Origin of the sequence: Egibacter rhizosphaerae, assembly GCF_004322855.1 — a bacterium.
Taxonomy (GTDB): Bacteria; Actinomycetota; Nitriliruptoria; order Euzebyales; family Egibacteraceae; genus Egibacter; species Egibacter rhizosphaerae.
Genome location: NZ_CP036402.1, coordinates 2212707 through 2229797, shown reverse-complemented (window position 1 = coordinate 2229797; position 17091 = coordinate 2212707). Strand labels below are relative to the sequence as shown.

15 protein-coding genes are annotated in these 17091 nt (G+C 72.5%); 8 read left to right on the top strand and 7 right to left on the bottom strand.

From position 1 onward, the window contains the following. Position 1 precedes the first annotated feature (1 nt). The 5 genes from ER308_RS10305 to ER308_RS10285 all read left to right on the top strand — a co-directional run bounded on the left by ER308_RS10305 (position 2) and on the right by ER308_RS10285 (position 6144). Positions 2 to 2827, top strand: coding sequence for an SEC-C domain-containing protein (locus tag ER308_RS10305; RefSeq protein WP_131154909.1), 2826 nt, complete (start codon positions 2 to 4; stop codon positions 2825 to 2827). A gap of 1 nt (position 2828) precedes the next feature. Next, entirely contained in the window at positions 2829 to 3464 is a 636-nt protein-coding gene (locus ER308_RS10300; RefSeq protein ID WP_131156982.1) for a class I SAM-dependent methyltransferase, read from the top strand. Between the two features lie 7 nt (positions 3465 to 3471). Continuing rightward, a complete protein-coding gene (locus ER308_RS10295; RefSeq protein ID WP_131154908.1) occupies positions 3472 to 4590 on the top strand; it encodes a DUF885 domain-containing protein in 1119 nt (372 codons plus the stop codon). Continuing rightward, entirely contained in the window at positions 4587 to 5612 is a 1026-nt protein-coding gene (gene mgrA, locus ER308_RS10290; RefSeq protein ID WP_131154907.1) for an L-glyceraldehyde 3-phosphate reductase, read from the top strand. Before ER308_RS10295 ends, mgrA begins: the two co-directional genes overlap by 4 nt. A 142-nt stretch (positions 5613 to 5754) precedes the next feature. After that, the gene (locus ER308_RS10285; RefSeq protein ID WP_131154906.1) at positions 5755 to 6144 is read left to right on the top strand and encodes a VOC family protein; all 390 of its coding nucleotides are present in this window, start codon (positions 5755 to 5757) and stop codon (positions 6142 to 6144) included. A 21-nt stretch (positions 6145 to 6165) separates the two neighbouring features. On the opposite strand, the gene ER308_RS10280 is transcribed toward ER308_RS10285, so the two are convergent. The 4 genes from ER308_RS10280 to ER308_RS10260 are packed head-to-tail and all read right to left on the bottom strand — an operon-like array spanning position 6166 to position 9675. After that, positions 6166 to 6825 (bottom strand): GntR family transcriptional regulator, encoded by a 660-nt coding sequence (locus ER308_RS10280; RefSeq protein ID WP_131154905.1) that lies wholly within the window; start codon positions 6823 to 6825, stop codon positions 6166 to 6168. Beyond that, entirely contained in the window at positions 6822 to 8015 is a 1194-nt protein-coding gene (locus ER308_RS10275) for a CaiB/BaiF CoA transferase family protein (RefSeq protein WP_131154904.1), read from the bottom strand. The genes ER308_RS10280 and ER308_RS10275 overlap by 4 nt, the downstream gene beginning before the upstream one ends. Further along, a complete protein-coding gene (locus ER308_RS23195; protein WP_420826229.1) occupies positions 8012 to 8569 on the bottom strand; it encodes a UGSC family (seleno)protein in 558 nt (185 codons plus the stop codon). Before ER308_RS23195 ends, ER308_RS10275 begins: the two co-directional genes overlap by 4 nt. Positions 8570 to 8580: 11 nt before the next feature. After that, a complete protein-coding gene (locus tag ER308_RS10260; protein ID WP_131154901.1) occupies positions 8581 to 9675 on the bottom strand; it encodes a hypothetical protein in 1095 nt (364 codons plus the stop codon). A gap of 219 nt (positions 9676 to 9894) precedes the next feature. Between ER308_RS10260 and dctP the strand changes: the two genes are divergently transcribed. From dctP to ER308_RS10245, 3 genes are read left to right on the top strand one after another with little or no spacing between them, the layout of a single operon-like run. Next, positions 9895 to 11031, top strand: a complete 1137-nt coding sequence (gene dctP, locus ER308_RS10255; RefSeq protein ID WP_131154900.1) for a TRAP transporter substrate-binding protein DctP — start codon at positions 9895 to 9897, stop codon at positions 11029 to 11031. A 9-nt stretch (positions 11032 to 11040) separates the two neighbouring features. Further along, positions 11041 to 11571, top strand: a complete 531-nt coding sequence (locus tag ER308_RS10250) for a TRAP transporter small permease (RefSeq protein WP_131154899.1) — start codon at positions 11041 to 11043, stop codon at positions 11569 to 11571. A 39-nt stretch (positions 11572 to 11610) separates the two neighbouring features. After that, a complete protein-coding gene (locus ER308_RS10245; RefSeq protein ID WP_131154898.1) occupies positions 11611 to 12930 on the top strand; it encodes a TRAP transporter large permease in 1320 nt (439 codons plus the stop codon). 135 nt (positions 12931 to 13065) lie between these two features. Here ER308_RS10245 and ER308_RS10240 read toward each other — a convergent pair whose 3' ends face one another. The 3 genes from ER308_RS10240 to ER308_RS10230 all read right to left on the bottom strand — a co-directional run bounded on the left by ER308_RS10240 (position 13066) and on the right by ER308_RS10230 (position 17011). Then, entirely contained in the window at positions 13066 to 14721 is a 1656-nt protein-coding gene (locus tag ER308_RS10240; protein ID WP_131154897.1) for a thiamine pyrophosphate-binding protein, read from the bottom strand. Beyond that, positions 14718 to 15371 (bottom strand): class I SAM-dependent methyltransferase, encoded by a 654-nt coding sequence (locus ER308_RS10235; RefSeq protein WP_131154896.1) that lies wholly within the window; start codon positions 15369 to 15371, stop codon positions 14718 to 14720. The genes ER308_RS10240 and ER308_RS10235 overlap by 4 nt, the downstream gene beginning before the upstream one ends. A gap of 95 nt (positions 15372 to 15466) precedes the next feature. Further along, the gene (locus ER308_RS10230) at positions 15467 to 17011 is read right to left on the bottom strand and encodes an MFS transporter (RefSeq protein WP_205746001.1); all 1545 of its coding nucleotides are present in this window, start codon (positions 17009 to 17011) and stop codon (positions 15467 to 15469) included. Positions 17012 to 17091: the final 80 nt, after the last annotated feature.

Sequence of the window (17091 nt, the reverse complement as noted above, 5' to 3'; positions counted from 1 at the left end):
CATGGGCAGCGACCATCCGGGCGAGGCCTCCGACCCACCGGGGGCGTCGGAGGCGCTTCCCACGCTCGAGGACGAGGCCGACTTCCTCGACGAGCAGTGGGCGCTCGCGCACGCGCGGGCGGCCGGGGTCCTTCGGCGCCACTTCCCCGAGGCTCGCGGCGTGCCGGCGCCGCGGTCAGGTATCGAGGGGGCACGGGAGCGCCTGGCCGCCGCGGCCGAGCGGGGTGACCCGGCCCTTGCCTGGGGTCTCGCGGCCGCCGAACTCGACCGTGCCGACCTCCAGGAGGCCGACGAGCCCACACTGGTGCGCCTCGTCGCGGCCACGATCGAACTACAGGGCGACCCGGGCGGCGACCCCGAGGAGGACTCCGCGGTCATGGCGATCGAGTTCGCCGACTGGCTGTCGACCATCTCGCACCTGCTGTTGGAGGGCCCCGGCGCCGACGCTGACGCGTCCGCGCTGGCCGAGCGCGCCCTCGCCGACGGTGGCCCCGCCGCCGATGGCGACTTCGATCTGCTGGCCTATGGCTTCGAGCTCGTCGTGCCCCTGTGGCAGCTGGTCGGGGTCCTCGACGAGGAGCGCCGCCTCACCGAGCTCGGGGCCTGGCTGCTGCCACGGGCCGCCTGTCGAGCCTGGGACAGCGACTTCGACGACCCGGACACCCACCAGCCCCGTTACGCGCGCGCCCGCGGCTGGGTGCGCCCGCGCGACCTCACCGACGACGATCCCGAGGGCGAGGCGGGCGAGGAGCCCTCGGGCGGCACGCTGCCCCTGCGGGACGGGCGCGTCGTCGAGCTGTCCGCGCTCTTCGGGCGGGTCGTGGCCACGCACCGCCTCACCGACGAGGAGGTGGGCCACGAGGCGCTGGCACTCGACCCGGATCTGCCCCACTTCAGGTGGGTGGACCGCGAGGACCTGCCGCTCGAGGAGGGTGGGACGGTCGGCGTGCGCTACCGCCACGACGGCGAGACAAGCTTCACCGTCGGTCTGGTGGGCCCTGCGGGCTGGCTGGGCGACGCCGAGCCCGGCGACCTCGTCGCGCTCCGCCTCACCGATGGTCGGCTCGCGGTCGAGACGGTCGCCGAGGCCGACCTCGACACCGCGCGGGGCGAGGACACCGTCGAGCGGCTGGCCGAGACCTACGTCGCCCTGGGGGCCAGCAACGTCGCTGGGGGGCCGCTCGACCTCCCCGAGCTGCTGCTCGAGGCCGTCGGCGCCGACCCGGACCTGCTCGACCGCCCGCAGCCCCCGCTCGGGGAGCTCTGCGATGCCGCTGGCGTCGATCTCGATGGCGACTGGGACTGGGACGACCGCTCCGACCTCCGTGGGTACCAGGACGCGCTGTACGGGGAGGACCACCCCGACGAGCGCGAGCTCATCGCCCGCGAGGTGCACGGACTCGACGAGGAGCGGCTCGCGGCGTGGCACGAGGTGCGCGGTGCGATCGAGACCGTGCGCGTCCACGGCGTCGGGGCGCTGGAGGACCGGTCCCTCGTGCGCCTCGGCGCGCAGCTGGCCGAGCCGGAGGTCGCTCCCGCCGTCGTCGACGACATCCTGGGGTCGGGTCGCGGGGACGTGGAGTCCCTGGACGCGCTGGCCGCCGTGGTGGCACCGCACACGACGCGTACCGGCGCGGCCGCGTGCGCGTTCCTGCGGGCACGCTGCGCCGAGCACGACGGTCGGGACGCCGAGGCGGAGGGCCACGTCGAGGCGGCGCTCACCGCCGCCGGGACCTACGGGCCCGCGTTGCTGGACGCCGCGTGGCACGCCGAGGACCGTGGCCACGCGGCACGGGCGGCCCGGCTCCTCCGTGACGGCGGGGTGCGCGACGACGACGCGCAACTGGTGCGGGTCACCGCGTGGGCCGCCCCGGCGCCGCGCCGCGCCGCCGGTCGGAACGAGCCGTGCCCGTGCGGCTCGGGGCGGAAGTTCAAGAAGTGCTGCGGGGGCGGCGGGTCACCACCGCTGGAGCGTCGCGCGGCCTGGCTGCTCGACAAGGCCGCCGAGTTCGCCCAGCGGCCGCGGCAGCGCCCGTCCGGGATCCCGCTGGCCGAGGCGTGCGCGGGTGATGCCGCGGACTCCTCACGGCTGATGAGCGCCGTGCGCGGCTCGCTCGTCGCCGAGCTCGCGCTGTTCGAGGGCGGGTTGCTGGAGCGCTTCCTCGCGCGCCGCGGCGAGTTCCTTCCGCTCGACGAGCGCGACCTCGCCCGGCGCTGGCTCGACAGTCCTCGCCGACTGATCGACCCCGTCGCTGGTCCCGCGGACGGGAAGGCGGTGCTGCGCGATGCGCAGAGCGGCGAGGAGTTCGACGCCCTATGGTCGTTCGACGAGCCGGCGCCGACGGGTGACGAGGCCGCCTGCGCGCGGCTTCTGGACACCGGCAACGGCCACCTCGTCGGCCGCGGCGTGGTGCGGGTCCCGTCCGACGAGCGCAGCCGGGCGGCCTCGGTGCTGGCGAGCGACCCCGATGCGCTCGACCTCGCTCTCTGGGTCGGGTCGCTGGTGACATCGGCACCCGTCACGGTCGACGGGGACCCGATGATCCGTTGCCGCGCGACGTACCGCGTGCCGGAGCCGGCGGCGGCCGGGGAGGCGCTGAGCGCCCACTTCGAGGAGGCCGAGCCGGGCACCTGGCTCGGCCGGACGCACGTCCACGGCGCGAGCTGGCGGTCGGGCACGATCACGCTCGACGGTGACCGGGCGCTCATCGAGACGCTGAGCGAGGCCCGGCAGGAGCACGTTCAGGCAGCCTTCCTGCGTGCGGTTCCGGCGGCGACGTCGATCGACGAGTGGCGACGGTCCGCCGACCAGGTCGGCCGTGATTGAGATGGACCGGCGCAAGGCCATCGTCGGTCGTGGCTACGACGCGCTTGCGGACGCGTACCGTGAGTGGAGCACGCGGATCGTTGGCGACCCACGCGAGCGGCTGCTCGATGAGCTCGCCTGCCGGCTCGCCACCGGGGCCCAGGTCGTCGATCTGGGCTGCAACGACGGCCTGCCCTGGACGCGGCGGCTCGCGGAGCGGTTCGAAGTCGTCGGGGTCGACATCGCGCCCGGACAGATTGCCCAGGCACGCCGCAACGTCCCCAACGCACACTTCATCGCCGGTGATCTCGCGGCGGTGGAGCTGCCCCGTGAGGAGTTCGACGCGGTTGTCGCGCTGTACACGCTGCACCACCTTCCCCGCGAGGAGGAGGGCGACGCGCTGAGACGGATGGCGGGATGGTTGCGTCCGGGAGGCCGGCTGCTCGCCTCGTTCGGGGCAGGGCAGGTCGACGACGAGGGCGAGTGGCTCGGCGTGCCGATGGTGTTCTCCAGTCACGACGTGGCCACGAACCGCGCGCGAGTGGCCGGTGCGGGTCTCGACGTCACCCGCGAGGAGATCGTCACCATCGAGGAGCCCCAGGGTGTGGCGACGTTCCAGTGGATACTAGGGCGGCGGCCGCAGGCCTCTCGCGTGTGATCGCTGCGTGGGTAGGCTCGGGCCGATCCGACCCCGAGGAGCCCCAGTTGCGCGTCCCCACCACCGCCCGGACGACGCTGACGCCGCGGCCGACGCCTTGGCCGCGTTCGGGGCGTGGCTCACCGACGAGCTCGCACCGCAGGCCCGCGGTCACTTCCCTCTCGGCGAGGAGGCGCTCGGCCGGTTGCTGGCCGACCACCATCTGCTCGACGAGTCACCGGCGGCTGTCGCGGCCCGCGGCGAGGCGCTCTGCGCCCGCACCGACGAGGCGATGGCCGAGCTCGCGCCGCAGGGCGACTGGCGAGCGGCGCTGCACGAGGCCAAGCAGCACCGGCCCGACCACGAGGGATTGCTGCCGGCCTACCGCGAGGCCGCCGAGCGCATGACCGCGCGCTGCGCCGAGGCCGGGGTGGTCACCGATCCGGGCGTGCCGCTCACGGTCGAGGCCACCCCCGAGTTCCTGCGGCCGATGCTGAGCTACGCCGCCTACCTCGCGCCCGGAGCCTTCGACGAGCTCGCCGGTGCCGGCCGATTCTGGGTGACACCGCCGGGTGACGACGGAGGCTTGACCGACCACAACTTCGCCACGATCCAGTCGGTCTCGGCCCACGAGGGCTATCCCGGCCACCATCTCCAGCTGACCGCGGTGGGACGCAACCCGGGCATTGCTCGCCGGATGCGCGTGTCGACGCTGATGACCGAGGGGTGGGGCCTGTACTGCGAGGAGCTGATGGCCGAGGTCGGTGCCTACGACGACGCGGCGCGCCTCGCCCAGCTCGCGATGACCAAGCTGCGGGCGGTGCGGATCTGTGTCGACATGGGGCTGCAGACCGGGGCGATGTCCCCGGAGGAGGCCGTCGACCGCCTGGCGCACGAGGCCGACCTCGCGCGCTCCACCGCCGCGGGCGAGGTCGACCGCTACACGTTCACCCCCGACCAGCCGTTCACCTACCTCTACGGCGCCGAGCAGATCCGCGAGCTCCGCGCGGCCTGGCGGGCCCGCCACGGCGGTGGGCTGCGGGCGTTCCACGACGAGCTGCTGCGCTACGGCCACTTCCCGCCCGAGCTCGCCGCCGAGAGGATGCTCGCCGGGTCGGGCCGGTCCGAACCCGAGGAGTCGCCATGAGCTACCAGCCGCACCCCGAACGCTACGAGGAGATGACCTACCGCCGGTGTGGGCGCAGCGGCCTCAAGCTGCCCGCGGTCACCCTCGGCCTGTGGCAGAACTTCGGCGACGACCGACCGCTCGAGACCCAACGGGCGATCGTTCGCCGGGCCTTCGATCGCGGCGTCACCCACTTCGACCTCGCCAACAACTACGGGCCACCTCCGGGCGCGGCGGAGGAGAACTTGGGCAGGATCCTCGCCACCGATCTGGCCGGATACCGAGACGAGATCGTCGTGTCGACCAAGGCGGGGTACGACATGTGGCCGGGCCCGTACGGCGACTGGGGCTCGCGCAAGTACCTGCTCGCGAGCCTCGATCAGAGCCTCGCCCGCATGGGGCTCGAGTACGTCGACATCTTCTACTCCCACCGCGTGGACCCGCACACGCCCCTCGAGGAGACGATGGGGGCGCTGGACACCGCGGTGCGCCAGGGCAAGGCCCTGTACGCCGGGATCTCGTCGTACTCGGCGGAGCGCACCCGTCAGGCGGAGGCGATCCTGCGCGACCTCGGCACGCCGCTGCTCATCCACCAGCCCTCGTACTCGATGCTGAACCGCTGGGTCGAGGACGAGTTGCTCGACGTGCTCGGGGAGCTCGGCGTCGGGATGATCGCGTTCAGTCCGCTGGCGCAGGGGATGCTGACCGGCAAGTACCTGGGCGGCATCCCCGAGGGCTCCCGCGCGGCCCGCGACGGCACGCTGTCACCCGAGCTGCTCACCGACGACAACCTGGCGCGCATCCGGGCGCTCGACGCGATCGCCCGTGACCGCGGGCAGTCGTTGGCACAGCTCGCGATCGCCTGGGTGCTGCGCGACGAACGCGTCACCTCGGCCCTGCTGGGCGCGAGCAGCGTGCGCCAACTCGACGAGAACCTCGCGGCGCTCGAGCACCTCGCCCTCACCGAGGACGAGCTCGAAGCGATCGACGAGCACGCCACCGAGGGCGGCATCGACCTCTGGCGGGCCTCGGCGCGGAGCTGACCCGACCCCACCGCCTCGATCCCTGCACGGTCTGCGCCTCGTCCGCGGACAACAGTTGTCCGGGTTCCCGGGCAGTGTGCGGCGAGCCGCCCGCACGCGGCTTGATCCCGACCATCCGTTGGCCGAACGAACGGAGTTGCGCATGACCTCCACGAACGGCATCGCCCGCCTGCAGCTGGTCGCGTTCGACTGTCCGGACCCGCGGGCCCTGGCCGACTTCTACGCCGCGATCACCGGGTGGGAACTCGACGAGGACGCGGGGGACTGGGTCCAGTTGCGCAGTGACGCGGGCGCCACGCTCGCGTTCCAGGAGGCCCCGGACCATCAGCCGCCGGTGTGGCCGAGCTCGGACCGGTCGCAGCAAGCCCACCTCGACTTCGAGGTGCGCGACCTCGACGCTGGCGAGGAGCAGGTCCTCGCCCTGGGCGCCCGCAAGACCGAGGTGCAGCCGGGTGAGAGCTTCCGCGTCTACCTCGACCCCGCGGGCCACCCCTTCTGCCTGGTGCTGCACCCCGACGCGGTGACGACCTGATCCCACGCTCCGCGGCCGGGGTCAGCCCTCGTCGAGCGCGTGGCGGACCGCGACCTCACGGCCGGTGGCGAGATGCCCGCTCATGGCCTCCGCTGCGGCTTCGGGATCACGCTCGGCGATCGCGTCCCGGACGGCGGCGTGCTCACGCAGCGCCGCTGCCCACCGCTCGGGGTCGGCGAGGGTGGTGTGGTGCACCGAGTGCAGGTGGAGGCGCTCGATGCTCTGCCGCAGGGTGGGTTTGCGCGCCGCGTCCCAGATGGCGCGGTGGAACCGTTCGTTCGCGGCGATGCGGGTGGCGCCGTCCGCCTCGTCGCGCAGTGCGGCCATCTGCTCGTGGGCGGTGTCGATACGGGCGAGGTCGCTGCTGCGCCGGGCCTCCGCCGCTCGGCGCGCGGCGTACCCCTCGAGCAGCTGTCGGATCTCGTACACCTCGTCGAGCTCGTCGGCGGAGTAGCGGCGGACCTCGAGGCCGCCGTGGGGGGCGCGCTGCACGAGGCCGTCCTGCTCGAGACGCCGCAGTGCCTCGCGCACCGGCGTCCGGCTGACCCCGAACCGCGCGGCGAGCGAGTCCTCGACCAGTGCCGAGCCCGCAGCGAGACGTCCGGCGAGGATGGCCGTGCGAAGACCCTCGTAGGCCTCGCGGGCCCCCGAGCCGCGGACGGTGGCTCGCTGGCCGCTCATGGTCGAGCGCGGTCGGCGACCGTCGGGGTGGTCGGCTCGCCGACCTCGGCCAGGACCTCCGCGGTGTGCTCGCCCACGAGGGGCGGCCTCCGTCGGATCATCCCGCCGAGGCGGGGAGACGAGAAGGGGGCGCGGAGGTGGGCGTAGCGCCCGCCGACGCCGTTGTCGACCTCGTGGACGAGGTCGAGGGCGGCGACCTGCGGGTGGTCGAGCGCTTCCGGCAGCGTGTGGATGGGGCCGCTGGGGATCCCCTCGGCCGCGAACGCCGCGAGCCACTCGTCGCTCGTGCGCAGGGCGAGCGCGGGCCGGACGAGGGCGTTGAGCTCGTCCCGATGGCGCACGCGGGCGTGATTGTCCGCGAAGCGTTCGTCGTCGAGCGCGCCCTCGATCCCCAGCGCACGGCAGAAGCGCGCGAACAAGGCGTTGTTGCCGACGCAGACGCTCACGTGTCCGTCGTTCGTCGGGTACGTGCCGTAGGGGACGATGTAGGGATGCTCGTTGCCGGTGGGCTCGGGCGCCACCCCCGTCGAGAGGTAGGTCGCCGACTGGTAGCAGAGGGCGTTGAGGAGGCTGCCGAGCAGCGAGACGTCGATGACGTCGCCCGTCTCGCCCTGGGGACCTTGTTCGGGGCGGCGTCCTCGCAGCGAGGCGGCGAGGCTCGTCGCCGCGAACAGCCCGGTGACCACGTCCGCCACCGAGGTGTTGGTGCGGTACCCGCCTTCGCCGGGCGGGCCGGTGAGGCTCATCAGGCCGCTGAAGCCCTGGATGATGTGGTCGTAGGCCGCCGCATCGGCCCAGGGGCCGGTGCGGCCGAAGCCGCTGACATGGCACATGATGAGTTCGGGGAAGTCCCGTGCCAGGCGATCGTCGTCGAAGCCGAGGCGGGCGAGGGCGCCAGGGCGCAGGTTCTCGACGCAGACGTCGGCGTGGGTGAGGAGCCGCGCCAGCCTGTCGGCGTCGCCGCCGTCCTTGAGGTCGAGGCAGATCGAGCGCTTGTTGCGGTTCAGCGACGCGAAGTACGGCGAGGTGCCCGGATCGTCCGAGTGGTTGCGGGCCTCGTCGCCGCCTCCGGGACGCTCCACCTTGACGACGTCCGCGCCGAGGTCGCCGAGCAGCATGGTGCACAACGGCCCCGCGATGTTGCGGCTCAGATCGATGACCCGGATACCGTCCAGCGGCAGCCCGCTCATCGGGTGGCCCCGGTGGGGGTGAGACACGCGACGACCTCGCCGACGACGCGTTCGGCCTCGGCCCGCACCTCCTCGGTCGGCAGGTGCCCGAACGGGTGGCGCACCTCGACCACGGTCGCCTCCCGGTGCCCCAGGGCCTGCCACTGCTGGGCGGCCTCGTACGCGAACTGACTGGTGCACAGGGTCACGGTCGGGACGCCCCGGCCTTCCAGGACCGACATGTCGTGCAAACTGCACGACGTGCACGAGCCTCAATCGCCGATCGCGGTCAGCGCGGCATCGTAGCCCTCGAGGTCCGCCAGCAGCTCGGCCGGCGACGGACGCGAGAAGATCGGCTTCTCCGTGAGCTGGGTGTCGGCGACGCCGTGTCGCTCGCGCAGGATCCCACCGAGGGCGTCCAGCAGGACGTTCGCGTTGCCCTTGCGGTTGTCGAGCAGCGCGATCCGGGCGCCGTCGAGCGAGGCCAACCGCTCGGCCATCGGGGTGCCCTCGACGACCTTCGGGTCGACCGGCGGCACGAGCTGGAAGTCGCGGATCGCGGCGTTCAGGTCCATCGGTGGCTCCTCTACGACAGGGCGATCGGTTCGGTGGCGGCGCGGGTCCCCCAGCCGGGGATGAACAGCGAGTGCGGCCCCACGCCACCGGCGACGACCACGTGAATGTCGTCGGGCCGTCGCACGATCGGCACCATCGCGTCGTCCCGGCGGCGGTCGACCCACCGCGGCCACAGGTTGCGGTCCACGTCGTGGCCGTACATCCCCCCGGTGCGCAGCAGCCCGACCGGCAGGCGCGCGTTCTCGAACAGGAACTCCTGCACGGTGTGGCGCTTGAACCCGGCTTCCGCGACGAGGCCCGCGTGGTCGACGCCGAGCACGACCATCACCTCGCCGGAGACGTACATGTTGTTGTTGCCGAGGGACGCCATCGTGTGCGCGATCGCGCCGAGCAGTTCCATCGGGTCGGCCGCGTGGTTGTTGATGTTGTGCGGCGCTTCCCCGGGGAAGACGGTGATGGCGCTCTCCTGGGGGTCGAAGCCGCGTGTGGTGTGGAACGGGGAAAAGGGGCTCTCCTCCTCGTTCTCGCCGAAGAGGTAGGCGTACTTGCCGGGATGCCCGAACGTGGCCTTGTCCAGGGTTCCTGGTGCGGCACCGCCGATGTTGACCATGGCGAGCCGGACCGCACGTCCGATCGCGGCGTTCGCGCGGGTTCCCTGTCCCAGGCAGTTGTGGCCGCTGTTGACGCCCATCGTGTCCCGCGCAGGGCCGTTGACGAGCAGCAGCGGGGCCACCACGTGGGTCGTGCACTGAACGCCGTGGAGGTTGAACCGATCGTCCTTCATCGCGCGGAGCGCGGCCACCACCGCGGGGAAGGTCTCGGCCGGGCACCCGGCCATGACGGCGTTCGCGGCGATCCGTCCGTAGGTCGCGTCGCCCCACACGGGCGGGATCCCACCGATGCCGTCGTCGGGGTCGAGGCCGTGGGCGTCGAGGAGTCGGCGGACCGCTCGGGCGGTGGGCAGGCGGACGGGGTGGCCGTCCGTCCAGCCGGCGTCAGCGAGCGCTTCGTGCGCGGCCTCGGCGTCGTCGTACGTGGACGGGAGCTCGCAGGCCCCGTCCTCGCACTCCGCGAGCGAGGCGGGCAGTGTGGCGGATTCGGTCATCGATTACCTCCCAGGCGGCGACTGTATACAGTCGCATACGACCTGGCAAGGTCACACCGTCGGCCCCTTGCGTACAAGTGACATGTGATACAAGCTCAGATCCGAGCTGAGTGCGCAGTGTCGTTCGTGGGCGCCCGGGCCACGGTGCGCCGGCACGTGCCCAGCTCCTCCACGACCCGAGGAAGCTCGGAACGACCCACGCTAGAAGGGGAGAGGACGATGCGCAGCAACCGCAGCCGTTCGGTCACGCTGGGATTCCTGCTCGGAGCCCTGGCCTTGGTGGTGGTCGGGTGTGCCGAGGACGACGGCGAGGACGAGGCTGACCAGGCACCCGAGGAGGATGTCGAGGCGGCCGACGACGACGACACCGATCCGGACCCCGTGACCCTGGAGTTCGTCACCGCGTTCCCCGAGGACGAGGAGTTGAACGACGGCTTCTGGCACTGGGTCGAGGAGGTCGAGGAGCAGGCCCCGTGGGTGGAGATCGAGTACGCGGGTGGTCCCGACGTGATGGACCCGACCCAGCAGATCGAGGGGATCGGCTCCGGGGCGCTCGAGGCCGGCACGATGCCGGGCGACTACTACGTCCAGCAGGCGCCGTTCGCCGACATGATGCGGTACACGCCGTACACGCCCGCCGAGGAGCGAGAGAACGGCGTCTTCGAGCTCTACGAGGAGATCCACCGGGAGGCGCTCGACGTCCAGTACCTGGGCCGCAGCATGGCCGGGGTCGGGCAGGTGCTCTTCCTGACCGACGAGCAGATCGAGACGCCCAACCTGGAAGGGCTGACCGTTCGAACCTCACCCGCGACAGAACCCGTGGTAACCGGGCTCGGCGGCGCCAGTGCCGACATCCCCGCTGAGGAGATCTACACCGCACTCGAGCGAGGGACGGTCGACGGCTTCGGCTGGGCCGGTGTCGGCCCCCGTGGCTTCGGCTGGTACGAGCAGGTCGAGTACGAGCTCGCGCCCCGCTTCTACGACTCCGCGCAGAGCATCGTCGTGAACGCCGACACCTGGGACGAGCTCGACAGCGAGACCCAGGACACGCTGATGGAGATCACCGCCGAGGTGGAGCCGGAGATCGTCGACATCTACGAGGACATCGCGCTCGAGGAGGTCGAGACCTGGCGCGAGGAGGGCGGCGTCGAGCTCATCGAGTTCACCGACGACGAGGCCGCCGAGGTCCTGGAGCTCGCGTACGGCGACCCGGGCTGGGACGCGATCGACTGGGACGGCATCGTCGAGCAGACACCGCAGGCGGAGGAGATCCGGGACATCTTCGAGGAGGGCTACGGTGACGACTTCGAGGATGCGGTCCCCGGTGGGGCCACCGTCACGCGCGACGGGGAGTAGCGGGCTGGCATGAACGCCGAGCCGTCGGGGCGGTCAACCAGGTCCTCCGGTCGGCCGGATCTGCTCGATGGGGCGGTCTGGACCGGCCAAGCCCTGGCCGGGGTCCTCCTGCTGCTCGTGATGCTGAGTGTGGTGGCGGGGATCGTCGGCCGGGCCGTGTTCGCCAGCCCCTTGCCGTGGGTGCTGGAGTTGAGCGGCACGGCGCTGTTGTTCATGACGTTCCTCGCGACGGCCTACGTGGCGCGTCAGGACGCCCACGTGCGGCTCGAGCTGCTCGACATGGTCCTGTCTCCGCGGGCCATCCGTGGACTCGACGTCCTCGCGCTCACCATCCAGATCCTCGTGACCGCCGCGCTGTTCTACGCTTCCGCGGCCCTGGTTCTCAACGACCTCGACCAAGGGACCACCACCGGGGGCTATCTGCGGCTCGACCGCTGGCCGATCACCGCGATCATCCCGCTCGGGACCGGTCTGTTGCTCCTCCAGCTCCTGCGCACGCTCGTGCAGCGCGTGCGGACCGGGCGGGTGACCCGTGGCTGAGCCCCCTCGCCATCCGCGCACCAGTGGAGGGGGGCCGTAGTGGAGTGGTGGGCGTTCCTCCTGCTGTTCCTCGGCGCGCTGGTTCTGCTGTTGCTCGTGCGGGTGCCGATCGCCTTCGCGATGCTCGGGGTGGGGACCGTCGCCTCCGTCATCATGTTCGGGGGTTGGGATTCGGGCCTGCAGCAGGTCGCGTTGAGCGCGGTGCAGAGCATCGACAGCTTCGTGCTCACGCCCGTGCCGCTGTTCATCCTGATGGGCGAGGTCCTGTTCCGGGCAGGCGTCGCCCACGACGCGCTCCAGGTCCTGAACCGGGTGCTCGGCCGCGTGCCGGGCAGGCTGCCGGTCCTGGCGACCGGGGGCGGTGCGCTCTTCGGGCTCCTGTCCGGCTCCACGCTCGCCAACACGGCGTTGTTCGGCTCGAGCCTGCTGCCGGAGATGAACCGGTTCGGCTACTCCGAGCGGCTGTCGATGGGATCGATCCTCGCCTCCGGGGGACTGGCGATGATCATCCCCCCGAGCGCGCTCGCCGTGCTGTGGGGCGCGATCGCGCAGGTCTCGGTGGGTCCGCTGTTGATCGCGGGGATCGTGCCGGGCCTGCTCATGGCGGTCGGCTACCTGGTGGTGATCGCCTACTGGAGCGTGGCGCTGCGCGGGGCGCCTCGCGACGAGGAGGTCGCCCGCGCGTCCCGCCGGGAGACCGCGCGTGGGCTCTTGCGCCACGTCGCGCCGCTCGCGCTCGTGATCCTGCTGGTGCTCGGGCTCATCTTCTTCGGCATCGCAACGCCCACCGAGTCCGCGGCCGTCGGTGCGCTCGCGGCGTTCGGGGTGGTGGTGCTCGCCGGCAGGCTGAACCGCACGACCCTCCGCGCGGCGATGGTGGGCACGATCCAGACGAACACGATGATCTTCTTCATCGTGGCCGGCTCGGTGCTCTACAGTCAGCTGCTCAGTTTCAGCGGGGCCACGCGCGGGCTCATCGGCGCTATGACCGACGCAGAGCTGGCGCCGCTGCTGATGCTGTTGCTGATGATGCTCGCGGTGCTCTTCCTGGGCGCCTTCCTCGACCAGGTGTCGATCATGCTGGTGACGATCCCGCTGTTCATGCCGATCGTCGAGGCGCAGGCGTGGAACCCGATCTGGTTCGGGATCCTGATGCTGATCAACCTCCAGATCGCCGGGACCACGCCCCCGTTCGGCCTGAACCTGTTCGTCATGAAGGGCGTCGCGCCGCCGGAGACGCGGATGGGCACGGTGTACCTGTCGGCGCTCCCGTTCATCGGCTCCGACCTCGTGGTCATTGGCCTGCTGATCGCGGTCCCGACACTGGTGACGTGGCTTCCGGGGCTCATGACGACGTAGACGGCCGCCCCGCCGGTGGAGGCTGTGCGCCGCCGACGATCACCCCACAGCGGTTCCGGGCGGGGCGGTTGCGGGTGGGGCGGTTGCTGGCCGCGGATGGGCCTGGCCGGGGATGCCCCTGTGACCGCACGCTGGCTACCGGCTGGCGTCCATGATGTCGCGGTAATGAGCAGGGTCGACTCGGACATCGAGTAACCGCGGCCCCGCCGGGCCGCCCGAGACCGCGTCAACCAGCCCGCTCTCACGGTCCACTGTGGTGGCCGGCACGCCGCAGCCCTCCGCGACGCGCGCAAACGCCATCTCGCTGTAGTCGGCGAGCCGCAGACCGGCTGCGCGCGGCGAGGCCTTCACGTCGATCAGTGAGAGCTTGCGGTCGTTCAGCACGGCGACCGTCACGTTCAGCTGCAGCCGGGCGAGCGTCTCGAGCTCGGCGAGGCACATGCCGAGGCCGCCGTCGCCGGTGAAGCACACCACGGGCCGCTCCGGCTCGGCGCGCGCCGCACCGATGGCGGCCGGCAGCGCGAACCCCATCGTGGACAGCCCGTTGGAGATCAGGACGTCGAGCGGCTCGTGCGCCTCGACCAGCGGCATCACCGCGAGCATGTGCGCGCCCGCGTCGACGGTGATCCGAGACCGCGGCCCGGTGGCGGCCGCGACCACGTCGACGACGCGTTGCGGCGCGAGTCCCGCCCCGGCCGGAGCGGCCCCGGACCCGCGACCGCCGTTGCCGGCGGCATGCGCGCCCGTGGCCTCGCGCACCGCTCGGCGCAAGCCTTCGCGCGCGTCCTCCCCCTCGGCGCCGTGCCAGTCGGCGTCGCGTGCGGCGTCGACCAACGGGTGCAGCACCTCGGCGGGCGATCCGACGAGGTCGACCGTCGCCCCGAAGTAGGCGCTGTCCAGCGGCTGCGGGCTCATCGTCACGACCGGTGCCCGGTAGGGCCAGGGCCCGCCGCGGGGTTCGACGGGATCGAGGCCGATCGCGCAGATCACGTCGGCCCGCTCGAGCAGGTCGTGCTCCGGTCGCCCGTTCGTGAAGGGCGGTCCCGTCTGCGGCCACGTGTCGGGAACGAGCCCCTTCGCCTGGTAGGTGGTGAGCACCGGGCAGGGCGTGTCCGCGAGGAGGCTCCGCAGCTCGCCGGCCCACTCGAGCGCGCCGATGCCCACCAGCCACACCGGGCGTCGGGCGCGGCGCACCAGGTCGAGGGCCTCGTCCAGCCGGTGGGCGGCGTCGATCGGGAGCGGCGTGGCCACCACCTCTTCCGGTGGGCTCGGCAACGCGCCCGGGGCGGAGGCGTCCACCTCGACGTAGACCGCTCCCGGAGGCCATCCGCGTGCGTGCTCGTCGCACGCCTCCGCGAACCGGCGGCCGTCCATCTGGCGGCCCAGCACCCCGGTGGCCTTCGTGACGGGCGCGAACAGGGCCTGCTGATCCACGAGTTGGTGGCGTACCCGATGCCGCTGGTCCTGCTGCACCGTGTCGCACGCCAACACGAGCGGGAACCGGTCGAGGGTCGACTGCGCCGCGCCGTTGGCCGCAGAGGCCGCGCCGGGCCCGCGCGTCACGCTGGCCAGCTCGACCCCGCCGCGCACCTTGCCACTGACCCCGGCGGCGATGCAGGCAGCGGTTTCGCCGTGCATGAGCACGTACTGCATCCCAGCCTCGACGGCGGCCTCGCCGATCGCGAGGTTCACCCCGCCACCGGGGACCGAGAACACCGCCTCGCTCCCGGCCTCCCGCAGGGCGTGCACGAAGGTCTCCACGGGGCCCGGCTCGGTCGGGGTGTCGCTCACGGCGCCGCCTCTCGTTCTCGGGTCGGGTCAGGAAAGGCCGCCGCGCAGCGTCGCCGTACGAACCGCGAGATCCACGGCTGCCGGCCGAGGGTGTCCTCGCTGATCCAGGCGCGTTCGACGTGCCACCCGGCCGCGGTGAGCTCGTCGTCGAGCTCGGTGGGCTGCCAGTAGCGGAAGTATCGCAGCTCGCTGTCGCTGGTCGGCTCCCACGCCTCGCCGTCGCCGCGCTTGACGCAGGCGAAGCCCACGCCCGCAGGGCGCGTGAGGCGGTGCAACTCCTCGAGCGCGGCGTGCAGACCCCGGCGGTCAAGGTGCAACAGGCTCGCGGCGGCCCACCAGCCGTCGAGGCTCCCGTCGGGCAGCGGGATCTGACGCATGTCCGCGGCGGCGGCACGCCCGCGCACCTCGGGGGTCGCGAGCATCCCCGTCGACCGGTCGACGCCCACCGCAGCGAGACCAGCCCCGACGAACCACGCGAGGTCGCGGCCGGTGCCGCACCCCACGTCGAGCACTCGCGCATCGGCCGGCAGGAGCTCGAGGAAGGCGCGCTTGGCCCCGACGAGCGGGTCGGTGCCGTGCCATCGCTGACGGTACCGGTCGGCCGTGGCGTCGTAGGCCCGCACGGTGGCGTGCACGAGCTCCTCGTCCATGGCGCCTCCTCGGCCTCGTGATGCCGCGGCACCTTACCGACCTGGGCCGTTCGGACGCGGTGGGGGCACCGCGCTCACGATGGCCGAGCCGACGATCACTCGCTCGGGCGCTCGCCCGTCGGTCGCACCTCGCGCAGGGTGACCGCCGCGACGACGGCCACGGCGAGGAACACCCCGGCGTTGGCGATCGTGACGGTGCGGAGGGTCGCGAGGAAGGCGGCGTGGGCGGCGTCGAGGACCTCGGCGCCGAGGACGACGGGCAGCTCCCGAGCTGTGGCGACCGCGTCGACGATGCTCTCGCGGGCGGTGCCGGCGGCAGCCGAGGGCGTGTCCGGTGGCAAATGCAAGCGCCCGCGGTAGGTGATCGTGGCGAGGCTCCCGAACGTGGCGATGCCCAGCGCGATGCCGAGTTCGCCGCTCGTCGACGCCATGGACGCCGCCGAGCCGGCGCGCTCCGACGGCGCGGCCCCGAGCACGAGCTGGTTGAACAACGCGCCCGGCACCCCGATCCCGGCGAACAGCACGACCGCGCCGGCGAGGAGGAGACCGGTCCGGCCGACGCCCGGCACCGAGGCGAGCACCAACGCCCCGCCCGCGGCGACCACCAGGCCCGTCGCGAGGAGCCGCCCCGGTCGCACGCGGTGGGCAAGATGGGGTGTCGCGTTGATCGTGACGATCAGCGCGAGCGAGGGGATCGCGAGCCAGAGCCCCGCGCGCAGCGGCGAGAGGCCCTCGACCAGTTGGAGGAACTGGGTGAGGACCAGGACGGTGCCGTTCTGCGTGGCCGCGACGAGCAGGGCGATCAGGAGCGTGGCCCCGATCGCGGGGATCCGGAGCAGGCGGAGGTCGATCAGCGGGGTGAGCAGTCGCCGTTGCCGCCCAACGAAGACGGCTCCGAGCGCGAGACCGACCGCCAGGGCGGCCGCGGGCAGCGGCGCCCAGCCGGCGTTGGCCACCTCCTTCAGGCCGAAGACCAGCGACAGCACGGCGCCAAGGGACAGGCCCACGCTCGGGAGGTCGACCACGGCCGGGCCGGGCTTGCGGTGCTCGGGCAGCAGCCAGGGTCCGACGGCGAGCAGCAGGGCCATGACCGGCACGCCCAGCAGGAAGACCGAGCCCCACCAGAACCGTTGCAGCATCAAGCCACCGATCACCGGGCCGAGGGTGACGCCGGCCATGTACGCCGTCGTCCACGCGGCGACGGCGATGCCGAGCTGCTTGGGCTCGCCGAACATGCTCCGCAGCAGCGACAACGTCGACGGCAGGAGCATGGCGCCCGCGATCCCGAGGAGCCCGCGGGCCAGGATGAGCAGCTCCGCGGTGGGCGCGTAGGCCGCGAGCACGGATGCGACCCCGAACGCGGGGGCGCCGATCAGCAGTAGGCGTCGCCGCCCGATGGCGTCCCCGACGGCGCCCATCGTCACGAGGAAGCCCGCCGTCATGAAGACATAGCTGTCGGTGATCCACAGCTGCTGGGTGCTGGTGGCCCCGAGGTCGGCGCTGAGATGGGGGAGGGCGAGGTAGAGCACGCTCAGGTCGAGCGACAACAGCATCGTCGGCAGGGCTAGCACCGCGACCCCGAGCCACTCCCGTGGCCCCGCGCGGCCGGTGTCGCCCGCCCGCATCCCCTGTTCCAGCACGTGCCCACCCTCCCCGATTCGTGGTCTCGAGGGGTGGGACGTTCGGGGACGGCGGGGCTCATCGCCTGCCCGCGATCACC